The following is a 14,244-nucleotide window of genomic DNA, read 5'->3' as shown; positions in this document are numbered from 1 at the left end:
TAAGCCAATGAAAATCAATGGGCAACAACTGGGACGTGCTATCATTTTATTATTTTTCACTGTGTTTATCTATCAATTACATGTAAGTGAGGATATACTAAAATTAATTAACCCTAAATATGAGACATTAAGTAAAATTGGAGCTGGATTATTTTTACTATTATTTCTAGCCCAGATGCACAGAGTATTTACCTTTCAGGAAAAAGAAGATAATCATCAGCACCATCATTATGCCCACGAGCATTCTCACGACCATGGGGACCAACCGTTAACTTTAAAAAAGGTGATTAGTTATATAGTTATTATATTTCCGCTGTTTACAGGTATACTCGTCCCTTTATCAAGTTTAGATGCGTCGATAGCAAAAAATAAAGGAGCAACATTATCGATTACAAATACTGCAGAAAATTCTGGAAAGGAAAACGTTACTCCGAATGAAGAAGACCAACAAGATGTGATAGATCATAATGCTATTGATCCAAATATTTATAAAAATAAAATTTCCAAAAAAGACTATGATCAATTACGCGACAATGTTGTAAATCAAAGCCATATCATGATGGATGACACGCTTTTCTCAACCTATTATCAGGAAATCATGCAGAATGCTCAACAACTAGAAGGAATAGAAGTTACTTTAGCCGGATTTGTTTATCGGGAAGCGGATTTTAGCCCTCAACAATTAGTCATAGGACGATTTCTGGTGACACATTGTGTGGCAGATGCTAGTTTGATTGGCTTTTTAACAGAATTTGATCAACCAATGACGCTAGATGATAATACTTGGGTGGAAATAACCGGAACCATAACTTTAACAGAGTACCAAGGTGCGGAACTCCCACTGATTCAAGTAAAGGATGCACATATAATAGAAGAGCCGGATCAACCTTATGTTTATCCTGTGAATATTGAAATAATAGAATGAAAGAGGCATTTAAATGGGATTGTTTTTTGAAGAAGATCACCGTAAAAAATATACAAAATCAAAACTATTTATGATAACGCAAGGTCTACTATTGACAGCGATGATAGTAATTGTAATAGTAAGTATTATTTATTCCGAGCATAATTTTATGGGTATTGCACCAATTTTGGCATCTGTTAGTATAATGATGGATGCTATTCACTATCATAGACATACGAACGAATGGAATAAGAAAGAAGTCATTATCGTTTTTATATTCTTTCTATCAGGTGTTACATTATTGATCTCGTAGTTAATTTACTAATGAACTATTCGCTTGTACCACTCTTATTTGTACCATTCAACACATTAATCCAGCGTAATCGATCATTTCTACTTGAATGAAATTTTATCGACAGGGAAGAGAACAAACCGAAGCGGCTAGGTCCTGATTTTTTAATTGCACTGCACTATTTTAAAATAATTTTGATGAGAACTTATATTAAAAAGGCTTGGTTATCATCAGAAAGATCACGATTAACAGCAACCCATTTTCCAGATATTCGATTCGTAATAATCGATGCAAATGCGGATAATAGCTGGCAGGTACTTGTTCTATACTTTGATCTGACAGTATTTTTTTTATAGGTGCGGAATATGTTTTTAAAAACGTGGGCCCCAATGATAGAGCGACTAAGTACAGAAACATACTCGTTATATACCAGCCTTGTTGAAAAAGAATAGGTCTAATAGCTCCCATGGAGAGCCCAGTAATTAAGACAAGAATTCCACCGATCATTACAAAAATATGTATCGTCTTTTTTAAAGCAAATGCCTGTCGTATTTCAGGCATTGTTTTTGCCGATCGAACAATAGTTGTTAATATAAAACCGGGACCGATCCCAACAATTGCTGAAAAAATATGAATGATGACCAGCCATGTGTATAATGATTGCATTCCATCACCTTCTTACTTCTTATTATATCGTATTAATTGTAAACTGATAATGGTAATTTTGTGAACAAATAACAAAAGACTATCCCAAAATTTTAAGGATAGTCTGTCTATTACCGAACAAATAAATCAAACCCTAATGCAGTAAATATACCAAAAACCAATGACCATACGCCAATACTAATAGTGGACCAGACCAAAGTTTTTTGTTTTGTTGCACCTAGTAACATACCAATGAATGCGGCAATATGGGAACCAATAAATATAGGTCCAAGCATGACCATTCCTGGCAGTCCGTATTTATTCCACATCGTTCTTGCTCGTTCTTCTCTTTTGGAATTTTTCTTTTCTTTCTTAGAAAACCAGTCTTTAAATTTGTCAAATCCAATAATCAAAGCTAATATGGTCACCATGTTTCCAATAAAGGCGACGCCAATAACGATGACAGGATTTAAACCAGTTATGATTCCAAATGGAATAACTAAAGCAATCTCAAACCATGGAATAGCAGCACCTAAAAAAACTAATAAATATTCAACAATCATATCTATTCTCCTTAAAGCAACCATCAGAACTTCATACAGCAACTATCATATCAAGCTAAGATACAACTGCCAGTTCTTTTGATAATCGATCACAAAACTTCTCACACCGATCCAAATCGTCATCTTGTGGTGTTAATTCTACTTTTAATGTCACAGCTAGGTTAGTGTGGACAAAAAGCATATCCCTAAAAAGATCAACAGCACCACAATAATATGGATAGAAACTATCACCTGTACCGAACACACCGGTCGTTACATGCTTGAGGTCTGCTGTTTCGAACGATTCAAAAAGATCTTCCATTTCCATCGGCAGATCTCCATTATCCCATGAATAAGTGCCAACAGCAACAATATCATATTGTTTTAATAAATGGGGCTGAAAATCTTCAATTGGTATTAAATCCGTATCAATATCACGTTTTTCCATTTTATCATGAATAATTTCTGCCAGGGTAGAGGTATTACCAGTGACAGAAGTATAGATTATCGCTGCTTTCATTTCAGTTGTACCTCCTTTTTTGAATCATCACAGCTCATCGAACCCATTGGATGAAGATACTTTTGTATAAGTACGTGACTTTTGTTCAAAGAAGTCTGATTTTGTTTCATTCATCATTTCATCACTAAAGACATGAATCCATTCCATTGGATTATCACGTTCTGGGTAGTAGTTATCAAGTCCAATTTGACGAAAACGTTTATTTGCTAAATATTCGACATAACCATGAAATTCCTCAAGGTCAATACCTTCGATATCCTTCAAAATGTAATCTGCCCATTCTTTCTCTAATTGAACCGCATGGTCAATCGTTTTATATACATATTGAATATTTTCGTCTGTATTTAATTCAGGATTTTCCGTAAGTAAGATCCGAACAAACTGTGAAACAAAATATGCATGCTGCATCTCATCGCGTTGAATATAGCTGATCATTGTACTTGTTTTTAACATTTTTTGCTGACGCGCTAGATGATAGAAAAAGGCGAACCCAGCATAGAAATAGATACCTTCTAAGTTGATTGAATTAATCGCAAGTTCAAATAGTCGTTGTGGTGTAGGGTTTTCACGAAACGCTTCATAACTGTCGAGAATAAGTTGATTTCGTTTACGTACAATAGGATCCTCTTTTGCCTGAGTGAATCGTTCATTTTGTTCGCGCAATGGAACAATCGAACTTAGAATGTAAGAATAAGATTCATTGTGAACAGCTTCCTGTTGTGCAATCACTGCAAAGATTGCTTTGAAACTGGAGTCTGTTACATAATCCATCACATGTGTCATAGTTGGTGTTTGCAGACTGTCTAGTGATGCTAACTGTGTGTTAATACGTAAGAAGATATCTTTTTCTGTTTCGGATAGGTTATCCCATTGCTTAATATCGTCTTGCATATTAATCTCTTGTGCTTTCCAAAAGTTTGCCAGTAATGTTTGATAAAGGTCATACATTTGAGGATAGGCAATATCGTTCCAATTTAATAAACCGGAAGATTCTCCATTAATGATACCTGTCGCTTTATTAGGGTAGGTTGGGTTTAATAGTTTGATTTTTGATAATGGTTGATCGACTTGTGTCATATCACAGGTCCTCCTTTAGAATGATTAGGTATAATGGCTGTTATACTATAAATTTAAAACAATAATAGAAGGATTCCACAGAGGATACTGTGAAATCCTAAGATATACTAGTTTTGATTAGCTATGACATGCTTCACATTCTTCGATTTCGGTTTGAGATGTACTGCGGACGTAATAGGTCGTTTTTAATCGATTTTCCCAAGCAGCAACATGTAAATTCAACAAATCTTTTGCTTTGATGTCATGGCGTACATAGAAGTTAAAACTAATGGCTTGATCAATATGACGTTGTCTTTTAGCATTTTGCTTAATGCTCCACACTTGATCTAATTCATGACGAGCACGACGATAATAGTTATATGTCACATGATCAAGATCTGGTGCTGTCACTTTAAACTTAAAGTTTTTCTTTTCTTCTGCGTATTCAACCGCGTATAATGGGTCAATTCCATCTGTTGATCCACCGATTTTGGCTGTTGAGGAGTTCGGTGCAACAGCCATTAACCAGCCATTACGGATGCCGTTTGTTGCAACATCTTGACGTAATTGGTTCCATCTGTCCGACTGATAATCCCGGCGATCAAAATAGACACCTGTTTGCCATTCAGAGCCTTCAAATTCAGAGTAAGTTCCCTTTTCTTTAGCAAGCTCCATCGATGCTTTTATCGTATAATAGGCAATATCTTCATATACTTTATCAGCAAAATCAACTGCTTCCTCTGATTCCCAATGAATACTTTCCAATGCAAGCAGGTGGTGCCAACCAAATGTTCCAAGCCCAACGGCACGATATTTTTTATTGGTAGCTTCGGCTTGTCCTACACTGATTGTATTTAAATCAATCACATTATCCAACATCCGTACCTGTATTGAGATTAAACGGTCTAATACTTTTTCACGAACGGCATTCGGTAGGTTAATCGATGATAAGTTACAAACAACGAAATCACCAGGTTTTCGGACAATTACGATATTACCATCTTGATCCTGGTATTCTTTAGTAATCGAAGTAGGAGACATATTTTGCGCAATTTCTGTACATAAATTACTACAATAGATCGACGTTTTACCAATACCTCGTTTATGTTTATTTGGATTTTGACGATTTACTTCATCGCGATAGAACATATAAGGTGTTCCTGTTTCCAATTGAGCAATCATCACACGGGCCATAATGTCGATTGCACGGTAAGTTTTTCTAGGAAGAAGGGGGTGTTGCACTGCTTCCCAATACTTTTTAGTGAAATATTTATGGTCTTCTTCATCATAAAAATCTTCTAAGCCAAGAGGGTTGCCATGTTCATCTTTCCAACCCATCATTTGCTTGACTTGGTGTGGACAGAACGTATGCCATTCGCCAATACTTTTTCCGTTTGCGTCTTTTTCTTGGATTTGTTTCATGAAAAGGTCAGGAATAGAGACACCGGTGAAGATATCGTGTGCTTTTCGGCGTTCATCTCCATTATTTGTTTTTAAATCAAGGAAGCCATTCATAATGTCTTTATGGAATACATCCAAATAAACCGCAACAGCCCCTTGACGTTGACCAAGTTGATCAACACTAACTGCTGTGTCATTAAGTAGACGAATCCAAGGCACGACACCAGAAGAATTGCCTTTGAATTTTTTAATATCCGATCCTAATGCACGGACTTTTCCATAATAAATACCAATACCACCGCCGTCTTTACTTAAGCGGGCGATATCCCAGTTATTTAAGTAGATGCCATCTAATGAATCATCTACGGTATCAATAAAACAAGATGACAGTTGACCATAGCTTTTTCCAGCATTAGACAGAGTAGGAGTGGCTACCGTCATATAAAGATTACTTAATGCCCAATATGCTTCTTTTACTAACTCTAAGCGGTTTTCTGCTGATTCATTTTGCATGAGCGTCATTGCGATTATCATAAATCGTTCCTGTGGAAGTTCATACAGGTTTCGATCATGATCTCTAGCTAGATAGCGGTCTGCTAATAAAAATAGTCCTATGTAGTTAAATAAATCATCTCTATCAGGGTTGATAGATTGTTGAAGTTGATCAATTTCGTTTTTAGTATAGTGTGTAAGTAAATCGTTGCTATAAATACCTTTGTCCGTTAAAATTTGAATAAGATGGTAAAGATCACCGTATTTTTGATCCGTATTATAGCCTCTGTTTTTGCTGGCAGCTTCATATAATTGACTCAGTTGAAAGTGAGCTGCTATAAATGTCCAGTTTGGCTGATCCATGGATATCCGATTCAAAGAATAAAAGAGAGCTTCCTGTGTAGAATCCTTATCTGATTTTGTCGATTCTTCGATACGTTTCGTAATATCTGTTGTATCAAGACCATACTTTTCTTCCGCCTCTTGTAAAGCATTAATGACAGATTGTTTAATAGATTGAACTTCAGTTGTCATGAAAAAAACCTCCATTTACATAATAAAAGCGCCCAACTTGGAGCGGATAATTAGATAAAAATATGTATAATATCTATAAACCGTGATTGAAATGCATAGTAGAAAAAATACAATATATTGATGCTTTTCAAATCTGATTTACTATATGTTGTATTTTATACGAAAAAAAGTGTTTTGACAACTATAAAATAATAGAGGTTTCTATCACGAAAACGTTGGATAAGTTGATGTGGAAAGGGTTACAATATAAATTGCTTTTTAAAATTCATACAAAAGTCCTGCTTATTAAAAAAATGGTAATATATGTTTAATATCTTTCAATACTGATGTTTTTTAATGTGAAATAAAAGACGGTTAATAGGAAAGTGAGGTGAAAAAGTTGGCGAATTTTGATGATTTTATGAAACTAGATTTGCGAATTGGTACTATATTAGAAGCGGCGGAATTTCCAGAAGCTAAAAAGCCTGCTATCAAACTGAAAATAGATTTTGGAGAGTTAGGGGTTAAGCAATCTTCTGCCCAAATTACTAAACGTTATCAGCCAGAATCATTAATTGGAAAACAAATAACTGCTGTGGTCAATTTTCCACCGCTAAGGATTGCAGGATTTAAATCGGAAGTATTAGTATTAGGTGGAGTACCAGATGAGGATGATGTAATATTATTAAGTCCAGATCAACAAGTAGAAAACGGTACAAAAATTTCTTAAAGAGAGGCCTGAATTTGTTTAGGCTTCTTTTTTTTGTAACAACGAAGTATAAATTGACATATGATCCTCATATTTAAAATTGTTAGTATGCTTTTCGCATTATATATTTATCTTAATGAAAAATATATATTGCATTATGTAATGTGATGTTGTATGATGAGATTATAATATCGTAAGGAGGAAATTTAAGGTGAATTTATTTAAAAGGAAATTTCAAGATGAGCGAGTGACCATAGAACAAAATAAAATTTACCGGGAAATTTATTTATTGATATATCTAATTTGCTTAGGATCAGTGATTTATAAGTTTAGCAGCTTTGGTATTGAGATCCAACATGTGGTAACAGAAACAATTATTTTCTTAGTGGCAGGAATTTACTATGGTATAAGGTCCACTCAAAAAGGACTCTTTTCCTCAGAAGTAGAGATGCATGATAATCGAAGCAAGTGGAGCTATCAAACGAAGAATATTGTTTATGCGGTTATATTTGGTGGTTTAATTGCATTGTTTTTTGGATTTAATAGTGCGTTTAGATATGCAGATAGTACTCCTCAAGCCGTTAGTTACTTCTTCATAACATTCGGAGCTACAATGATGTTCTATATTCCTTTTTTAGTTGTATTTTTAGTTGTAAGTTATTCAATAGCTAAAAGTAGAAGTGACAAGGTAATTGAAAAGCAGTTAGAGGATGAGGAAGAATGAAAAATATTAAAATAAAAGTAGCAAGAGTCGAGCATGATTTGTCGCAAGCGGATCTCGCAAAGAAAGTAGGTGTGACAAGGCAAACCATTGGCTTAATTGAACAAGGTAAGTACAATCCCAGTTTGCAATTATGCCTTTCGATATGTAAGACCTTGGGTAAAACATTGGATGATTTGTTTTGGGAAGAAGAGTAAGTAACCAGTTAAAATGAAAGACAAAAAAATTGAAAACGAAGAAAAAGTGTCCTTCATAAGCGAGATGAAGGACAAAAATAAGAAACTGATTATCTTTAAAGTCATATCGCTTCTTAATTTTGATTTTGTTCGTATTGTATCTTATGTAACCGAGCAAATACGCCATTATTAGCCAGTAATTCCTGGTAACTGCCTTCTTCTGCAATTCCATCATTAGTAACTACGACCACCCGATCTGCATCGCGAATCGTAGCTAGTCGGTGGGCAATGACTAGAGTAGTCCGATTTTCTGCAAGTTGATCTAATGATTGTTGTATAATCCGTTCGGTTTCTGTGTCTAATGCTGATGTAGCTTCATCTAAAATGAGAATCGGTGGATTTTTTAAAAAAGTTCGGGCGATCGCTAATCGTTGCTTTTGCCCTCCTGATAATTTCAAGCCTCGTTCACCAATTTGCGTATCATATCCGTCAGGGAGCTTCGTGATAACATCATGTAAGTGTGCTTTTTGAGCTGCATCAATGATGTCTTCTTCTGATGCTTGGTGATTACCGTATGCAATATTTTCACGAACCGTTCCAGTAAAGAGAAATACATCTTGTTGAACAATACCAATTTGCGCGCGAAGTGATTTTTTTGTCATTTGGCGAACATCGATACCATCAATGGTGATAGCCCCACTATTAATATCATAAAACCTTGGAATTAATGAACAAATTGTCGTTTTTCCAGCACCAGAAGGTCCAACAAAGGCAATCGTTTCACCAGGAGTTATTTGTAAATCAATATCTTCAAGAACTTGCTGCTGATCGTCGTAAGAGAAGTCAACCTTTTCAAACTTAATGTTGCCATCTAATTTGTCTACACTTACTGCATTAGGAGCATCTTTAATTTCAGGCTCTTTAGATAACATTTCTCTGAATCTACGGAATCCTGCCATTCCTTTGGGATATAATTCCAATAAGGCACTGATTTTATCAATAGGTTTAATCAAGACATTGGTATACAAAACAAAACTGACAAGCTCACCATAGGAAAGCTTTCCGTTAATACTTAACCATGCCCCCACTATTAACACGATCAATGTAAGAAAACGAGTCATCATATAAATACTTGAATGGGTACCTGCCATTACTTTGTATGCTTTGATCTTTGCCTTTCGGAATCTGCCATTGTCCCCCTTGAAACGGTTTAACTCAAAATCTTCATTCGTAAAAGACTGGACAACACGGACACCAGATACTGCATCTTCTACTCGTGCATTGACATCGGCAATATTATGATACATTTGATGCCAGGCTTTGTTCATCGCAATATTACAAAAGGTAACAAGTGCAACCAATAGTGGAACCATAACCAATGCAATCAGAGCTAACGTCGGATTAATTGTGAACATAATCCAAAAAGCTCCAGTGAAGGTCATAATTGCTATGAAAAAATCTTCAGGACCATGGTGAGCAAGCTCTCCGATATCAAATAAGTCGTTAGTGATTCGACTCATAATATGACCTGTTTTGGTATTATCAAAAAAACGAAACGATTGACGCTGCACATGGGTAAATAATTCCTCACGCATATCTGTTTCTATATTAATACCTAGTTTGTGTCCAAGGTAACTTACGACATATTGTAAAAATGTACTTAATAAGTACACAGCGAATAATAAGATACTAATGGTTACAATCAAGTTCCAATTGCCATCAACTAATAAATCGTCAATTAACCACTGAACAGCTAAGGGAAAGGCAAGTTCTAAAATGGCTACAATAACAGCACTTGTGAAATCAATAATAAATAACCGTCTATGTGGCTTATAATAAGAGAAAAACTGTTTTAACATGTTAGTATGTACTCCTTTAATTGATTTAACTAACATATTATATCACGATATTAACCGTTCGTAATACTCACGCGTTATCAAATTTTTACCTAGTCTATAAGAAATTTTTTCTTCTTCCTGATCTGCTCTCGATAGTATAGTGTTGTGGTATTCGACTAGTCTTCTCCATTTCTAATTGGTATTGATAGCCTGCCGCTTGGAAAACGCGGTATGCAATCCATAAACTAAACAAGATTTGAATGATGAATGCTATTGTAAATAGAAATGAATGCATAAATTGATCTACCAATATTGCAAAAATGATTTGAATTATCAATAATCCTAAATGTCTTAAAAGTAAAATAAAACTAGCGGTTAAAATAACAATCAACCAAAAATTCTCTATACCCATCGCATGTCACTCCTCTAAACAATTCAATATATTCCTTTTGATAGCAATGCCCAATTTAAAGAAATATATCAAAAAAGATTCCTTTTTAGCTGTTAGATTATGCTACAATATTTTATAGATTATGATGAAAGTTGTTTTAACTTTGAGGAGGAACATACTAATGTATTTAGGTGCTATTGAAGCTGGTGGGACAAAATTTGTATTAGCAGTAGGTAATGAAAAAGGAGATATACTGGAAAAGAAAGTAATTCCAACAGAACACCCTGACATAACGATACATAAGATCTTAGCTTTTTTTGATGGAAAAGGAATAGAACGTATAGGGATAGGTGGATTTGGTCCAATTGATATAAATGATTCAAGTCCAACATATGGTAAATTACAAAAAACACCAAAAACAGACTGGGTCGATTATCCACTCGGTGCCAAATTAAAAGATGGACTAAATATTCCTGTCATAATAGATACGGATGTAAATGTAGCAGCTATGTCTGAAGCTAAATGGGGTAATGCAAAAGATGTAGACTCATGTTTATACATAACGGTAGGCACAGGAATCGGTGCTGGCGCATATTTTCAAGGAAAAACGTTAAAAGGGTTATCCCATTCAGAGATGGGACACATTAAAGTACGACGTCATCCTGATGATACTTACGCTGGTACCTGTCCCTACCATGGAGATTGTCTAGAAGGAATAGCAGCAGGTCCATCATTAGAAAAACGTTGGGGCAAAAAAGGTGTTGAATTAGCAGATGATCCAAAAGTATGGGAAATGGAAGCTTTTTATTTAGCTCAAGCTTTAACCAACTATATTTATATATTATCTCCTGAGCGAATTATTATGGGTGGAGGAGTGATGAAACAAAAACAACTATTCCCGTTGATAAGAAAAAATGTTTTAGAAATGCTGAATGGCTATGTCAGTTCACCATATTTAACCGAAAAAGAAATTGATCATTATATTGTTTCCCCTGGGTTAACAGATGAAGCAGGCGTGAAAGGTGCACTTTATTTAGCGATGCAATAACTAATAATACTCCTTTTAAATATCGAGCAAGTTAATCGCTTACATTCAGGCTATATGCTACAATATCAACGAGGTGATAGAGATGAATAAACTAGAACTAGGCAAAAGTGGCCTACAAGTAAGTGAAATTTCATTAGGTTGTATGCGTATGGATCAACTGTCGAAACAAGATGCCAATCGTGTGATTGAGAATGCGCTTGAATTAGAAATTGACATGTTTGATCATGCAGATATCTATGGTGGTGGTAAATCGGAAGAAATCTTTGCAGATGCCATTAATATGAACCCTAGTATTCGAGAAAAAATGGTGATTCAAACAAAATGCGGTATTCGAGATGGTTTTTTTGATTTCTCAAAAGAACATATTCTTTCATCTGTTGAAGGCAGTTTAAGAAGATTAAATACAGATTACATAGATATTTTATTGTTGCACAGACCAGATACACTAGTAGAACCCGAAGAGGTAGCAGAAGCCTTTGATGAATTAAAACGAAGTGGCAAAGTTCGTCACTTTGGTGTCAGTAACCATAATCCAACACAAATTGATTTGTTGAAGAAAAATGTCGATCAAGAACTTGTGGCAAACCAATTGCAATTAAGTATGATGTTTACACCGATGATTGACGCAGGTTTAAATGTCAATATGGAGCATGATCCAGCCATCGTAAGGGACGGAGGAATTTTAGATTATAGTCGTCTACATGATATGACCATTCAACCATGGTCGCCATTCCAACACGGCTTTTTTGATGGCGTATTTGTGGACAATGAACAGTTCCCTATTCTAAATGAAAAACTTCAGGAATATGCAGATGCCAAAGGTGTAACAAAAACGACGATTGCAATAGCATGGATCTTACGTCACCCGGCACGAATGCAACCAATTGTCGGTACGATGAACCCTGGTCGCTTACAGGAAATCGCTAAGGCATCTGACGTGAAATTGACTAGAGAAGAATGGTATGATCTGTATCGTGTGGCGGGGAATAAATTGCCGTAAACATAAAATTTAGGTATGTAAAAAACGAACCATGATTTTTGGTTCGTTTTTTACTTGAGACTTAATCGCATTTTTCACGCTTGTCTGGATAATAAGATTCATCCAGTCAGTAGCTGTAGTTTGTAGTTAGTGGTACCGTCAGGAAAATGCGGATTTACAACGTTAAGGAATCTTCAATACAAAAATCACCAACTTCACCTTTAATTAATAGAAAAATTGTGCTTTATGATTAAAAACAATGCTTTGACTGTCTAAGGCATGGTAATTATTTAACTTATATAAATCTGCTAAGTTGATTTTTTTAACTCATCTTTTTATTGAATCCATTAACTGGAAGAAGTATTCAGGTTTATGAGTCTTATTTAGGTTATACCATGAATCTAATGTATCTGGTGTAAATACATCTAGTTTTTTCAGTACCTCCATTGCAAATTCCAGAGGAGCTATTCCTGATGCAGTGACTAAATTAGCATCAGCTGCCGCAGATCTCAACTCATAGAACTTTTCTCCTTTATAGTTAGGACAAACCATTTTAGTATATTCTAAATTATTACTTGTATGCTTTCTAGTATCTAAGTATCCCATATTCGCGAGGCCCTCAATTGCACCACAAATTGCAGCAACAATAGTTCCAAGCTTTAAAGCTTGTCCAATTCTTTCCAAGATTGGTTGATGAATTTCTTCACTCCAAGTAGTCCCTCCTGGTAGGATTAGAAGATCTTTACTTTCAAGAGTACATTCCTCAAAGGAAATATCTGGTTTTATATTCAGACCTCCCATAGTAGTAATCATTTCTTTATTAGCTCCTACTGTAATTACTTTTAAAGGTGCTAAATCTTTTTTGAAATATCTTCCTGTGTTTAGTTCAGCTATTAAATATCCGTATTCCCAGTCCGACATAGTGTTAAATACATATAGATAAACTTCATTTGTGTGCATTCAATACCGCTCCAATCATTATAGATATAGCCAACTATAACATTACTTCCCTGACACCTAGCGTCAGGGAAGTAATTAAATTTGATGAAATTTTATTAATTCCGACAAAACTTCAATCATTCTTTTCTTAAGGCTGATTGGCTCAATAACTCGAATAGATTTACCGTACGTTAAAAGTAAATAAGGTACATATGTATGTATTATATCTTTCTCAAGAAGAAATACTGCTTGATTTGAAGTCCTATCTTGTAAATAATGTCCTAAAAACCAATGTTGGCAAATATCAGCCAATACACCTTTATCCCCGTTAATAACCAAAGAAATAATTCCTTCCTTATCTTCTATAGTTGGAAGAAGATTTTTCATAAAAAAGTCACGTGCTGAAAAATTTTCTGGCTGGTTAAACTTATTTTCGGTTAGCTTTAGACTTTCTATTCGATCTACTCTAAAACTACGAATATCATTCCTAAGATGACAAAATCCAATCAGATACCACTTATTATTCCAATAGATAATTTTGTACGGATCGACCAATCTATCATTTAATTGCTCTTCACCACTTTTATAGTAAAGAATTTTTACTGAGTATTCGTCAGTTACGGCATGCTCCAACTCCTTCAAATAAGGCTCCATAGAGAGTGGACTTAATCGACTGATTACTTCAAGACTAGTTAGATGTTGGTTTATCTTTGTTTCCTGCTCTTGATTAGAGTATTTACTTAGTTTTGAAATGGCCCTATTTAACGCTTCACCTCCATAATATCCAGCTTCTTCAGCAAAAACAGCAGCGTGAAATAGTGAAGTTTGCTCCTCAAAATCAAAAAATAGGGGAGCCTCAATAAAATTGTTCAATAAAGTATATCCACCGTTATGTCCTGGTTCTGAAATTATAGGTACGCCACTTATTGAAATTGTATCAATATAACGATACACAGTCCTTATATTCATCTCTAACTTTTCTGAAATTTGTTTTGCAGTGATTTTTTCACCTGAACGAAGCATCCATAGAATTGCTAACATATTGTCAATTTTAGGCATTTATTTCCACCTCTATATG

Annotated in this window: 16 protein-coding genes; 7 read left to right on the top strand and 9 right to left on the bottom strand. The window is 35.0% G+C overall.

Annotation, left to right across the window (positions count from 1 at the left end):
• Window positions 1–7: 7 nt before the first annotated feature.
• Window positions 8–925, top strand: a complete 918-nt coding sequence (locus BUC25_RS12840) for a TIGR03943 family putative permease subunit (protein WP_073202274.1) — start codon at window positions 8–10, stop codon at window positions 923–925.
• A gap of 13 nt (window positions 926–938) precedes the next feature.
• On the top strand, window positions 939–1,217 hold the full coding sequence (locus tag BUC25_RS12835; protein ID WP_073202273.1) for a hypothetical protein: 279 nt from the start codon (window positions 939–941) through the stop codon (window positions 1,215–1,217).
• Between the two features lie 189 nt (window positions 1,218–1,406).
• Here the strand turns inward: BUC25_RS12835 and BUC25_RS12830 are convergent, their stop codons facing one another.
• The 5 genes from BUC25_RS12830 to BUC25_RS12810 all read right to left on the bottom strand — a co-directional run bounded on the left by BUC25_RS12830 (window position 1,407) and on the right by BUC25_RS12810 (window position 6,386).
• The gene (locus BUC25_RS12830) at window positions 1,407–1,862 is read right to left on the bottom strand and encodes a DUF2269 family protein (RefSeq protein WP_073202272.1); all 456 of its coding nucleotides are present in this window, start codon (window positions 1,860–1,862) and stop codon (window positions 1,407–1,409) included.
• Window positions 1,863–1,972: 110 nt separating this feature from the next.
• A complete protein-coding gene (locus BUC25_RS12825; RefSeq protein ID WP_073202271.1) occupies window positions 1,973–2,404 on the bottom strand; it encodes a small multi-drug export protein in 432 nt (143 codons plus the stop codon).
• 55 nt (window positions 2,405–2,459) lie between these two features.
• On the bottom strand, window positions 2,460–2,903 hold the full coding sequence (locus BUC25_RS12820; RefSeq protein ID WP_073202270.1) for a flavodoxin domain-containing protein: 444 nt from the start codon (window positions 2,901–2,903) through the stop codon (window positions 2,460–2,462).
• Window positions 2,904–2,930: 27 nt separating this feature from the next.
• Complete coding sequence (locus BUC25_RS12815; RefSeq protein ID WP_073202269.1) at window positions 2,931–3,980, bottom strand: ribonucleotide-diphosphate reductase subunit beta; 1,050 nt, start codon at window positions 3,978–3,980, stop codon at window positions 2,931–2,933.
• Window positions 3,981–4,097: 117 nt separating this feature from the next.
• A complete protein-coding gene (locus BUC25_RS12810) occupies window positions 4,098–6,386 on the bottom strand; it encodes a ribonucleoside-diphosphate reductase subunit alpha (RefSeq protein ID WP_073202268.1) in 2,289 nt (762 codons plus the stop codon).
• Window positions 6,387–6,765: 379 nt separating this feature from the next.
• On the opposite strand from BUC25_RS12810, the gene csaA reads away from it, so the two are divergent.
• The 3 genes from csaA to BUC25_RS12795 all read left to right on the top strand — a co-directional run bounded on the left by csaA (window position 6,766) and on the right by BUC25_RS12795 (window position 7,992).
• Entirely contained in the window at window positions 6,766–7,095 is a 330-nt protein-coding gene (gene csaA / locus BUC25_RS12805) for a chaperone CsaA (protein WP_073202267.1), read from the top strand.
• Between the two features lie 190 nt (window positions 7,096–7,285).
• The gene (locus BUC25_RS12800; protein ID WP_073202266.1) at window positions 7,286–7,798 is read left to right on the top strand and encodes a DUF6773 family protein; all 513 of its coding nucleotides are present in this window, start codon (window positions 7,286–7,288) and stop codon (window positions 7,796–7,798) included.
• The gene (locus tag BUC25_RS12795; protein ID WP_073202265.1) at window positions 7,795–7,992 is read left to right on the top strand and encodes a helix-turn-helix transcriptional regulator; all 198 of its coding nucleotides are present in this window, start codon (window positions 7,795–7,797) and stop codon (window positions 7,990–7,992) included. Before BUC25_RS12800 ends, BUC25_RS12795 begins: the two co-directional genes overlap by 4 nt.
• A gap of 113 nt (window positions 7,993–8,105) precedes the next feature.
• Here the strand turns inward: BUC25_RS12795 and BUC25_RS12790 are convergent, their stop codons facing one another.
• Window positions 8,106–9,830 carry an ABC transporter ATP-binding protein gene (locus BUC25_RS12790; RefSeq protein WP_073202264.1) on the bottom strand — a complete coding sequence of 575 codons (1,725 nt, stop codon included), beginning with the start codon at window positions 9,828–9,830 and terminating at the stop codon, window positions 8,106–8,108.
• A 94-nt stretch (window positions 9,831–9,924) separates the two neighbouring features.
• Window positions 9,925–10,221, bottom strand: a complete 297-nt coding sequence (locus tag BUC25_RS12785) for a hypothetical protein (protein ID WP_073202263.1) — start codon at window positions 10,219–10,221, stop codon at window positions 9,925–9,927.
• 160 nt (window positions 10,222–10,381) lie between these two features.
• Here BUC25_RS12785 and BUC25_RS12780 point away from each other — a divergent pair, with 160 nt between their 5' ends.
• Together BUC25_RS12780 and BUC25_RS12775 are read left to right on the top strand one after the other, a co-directional pair.
• On the top strand, window positions 10,382–11,248 hold the full coding sequence (locus BUC25_RS12780; RefSeq protein WP_073202262.1) for an ROK family protein: 867 nt from the start codon (window positions 10,382–10,384) through the stop codon (window positions 11,246–11,248).
• 82 nt (window positions 11,249–11,330) lie between these two features.
• Window positions 11,331–12,248: an aldo/keto reductase gene (locus tag BUC25_RS12775; RefSeq protein WP_073202261.1), complete on the top strand. Its 918-nt coding sequence runs from the start codon at window positions 11,331–11,333 to the stop codon at window positions 12,246–12,248.
• A gap of 306 nt (window positions 12,249–12,554) precedes the next feature.
• Here BUC25_RS12775 and BUC25_RS12770 read toward each other — a convergent pair whose 3' ends face one another.
• A complete protein-coding gene (locus BUC25_RS12770; protein WP_073202260.1) occupies window positions 12,555–13,187 on the bottom strand; it encodes a type 1 glutamine amidotransferase family protein in 633 nt (210 codons plus the stop codon).
• Window positions 13,188–13,262: 75 nt separating this feature from the next.
• Complete coding sequence (locus tag BUC25_RS12765; protein ID WP_073202259.1) at window positions 13,263–14,225, bottom strand: helix-turn-helix transcriptional regulator; 963 nt, start codon at window positions 14,223–14,225, stop codon at window positions 13,263–13,265.
• Window positions 14,226–14,244: the final 19 nt, after the last annotated feature.

Source organism: Gracilibacillus kekensis, from assembly GCF_900143085.1.
GTDB classification, from domain to species: Bacteria; Bacillota; Bacilli; order Bacillales; family Amphibacillaceae; genus Gracilibacillus; species Gracilibacillus kekensis.
The sequence above is the reverse complement of the archived record's forward strand: the minus strand, read 5'-3'. Positions and strand labels throughout refer to the sequence as shown.

Excerpts from the sequence above, each read along its gene's own strand:
- BUC25_RS12840 (WP_073202274.1), top strand. The coding sequence starts at position 8 with ATGAAAATCAATGGGCAACAACTGGGACGTGCTATCATTTTATTATTT.
- BUC25_RS12835 (WP_073202273.1), top strand. The coding sequence starts at position 939 with ATGGGATTGTTTTTTGAAGAAGATCACCGTAAAAAATATACAAAATCA.
- BUC25_RS12830 (WP_073202272.1), bottom strand. The coding sequence starts at position 1,862 with ATGCAATCATTATACACATGGCTGGTCATCATTCATATTTTTTCAGCA.
- BUC25_RS12825 (WP_073202271.1), bottom strand. The coding sequence starts at position 2,404 with ATGATTGTTGAATATTTATTAGTTTTTTTAGGTGCTGCTATTCCATGG.
- BUC25_RS12820 (WP_073202270.1), bottom strand. The coding sequence starts at position 2,903 with ATGAAAGCAGCGATAATCTATACTTCTGTCACTGGTAATACCTCTACC.
- BUC25_RS12815 (WP_073202269.1), bottom strand. The coding sequence starts at position 3,980 with ATGACACAAGTCGATCAACCATTATCAAAAATCAAACTATTAAACCCA.
- BUC25_RS12810 (WP_073202268.1), bottom strand. The coding sequence starts at position 6,386 with ATGACAACTGAAGTTCAATCTATTAAACAATCTGTCATTAATGCTTTA.
- BUC25_RS12795 (WP_073202265.1), top strand. The coding sequence starts at position 7,795 with ATGAAAAATATTAAAATAAAAGTAGCAAGAGTCGAGCATGATTTGTCG.
- BUC25_RS12790 (WP_073202264.1), bottom strand. The coding sequence starts at position 9,830 with ATGTTAAAACAGTTTTTCTCTTATTATAAGCCACATAGACGGTTATTT.
- BUC25_RS12785 (WP_073202263.1), bottom strand. The coding sequence starts at position 10,221 with ATGGGTATAGAGAATTTTTGGTTGATTGTTATTTTAACCGCTAGTTTT.
- BUC25_RS12780 (WP_073202262.1), top strand. The coding sequence starts at position 10,382 with ATGTATTTAGGTGCTATTGAAGCTGGTGGGACAAAATTTGTATTAGCA.
- BUC25_RS12775 (WP_073202261.1), top strand. The coding sequence starts at position 11,331 with ATGAATAAACTAGAACTAGGCAAAAGTGGCCTACAAGTAAGTGAAATT.
- BUC25_RS12770 (WP_073202260.1), bottom strand. The coding sequence starts at position 13,187 with ATGCACACAAATGAAGTTTATCTATATGTATTTAACACTATGTCGGAC.
- BUC25_RS12765 (WP_073202259.1), bottom strand. The coding sequence starts at position 14,225 with ATGCCTAAAATTGACAATATGTTAGCAATTCTATGGATGCTTCGTTCA.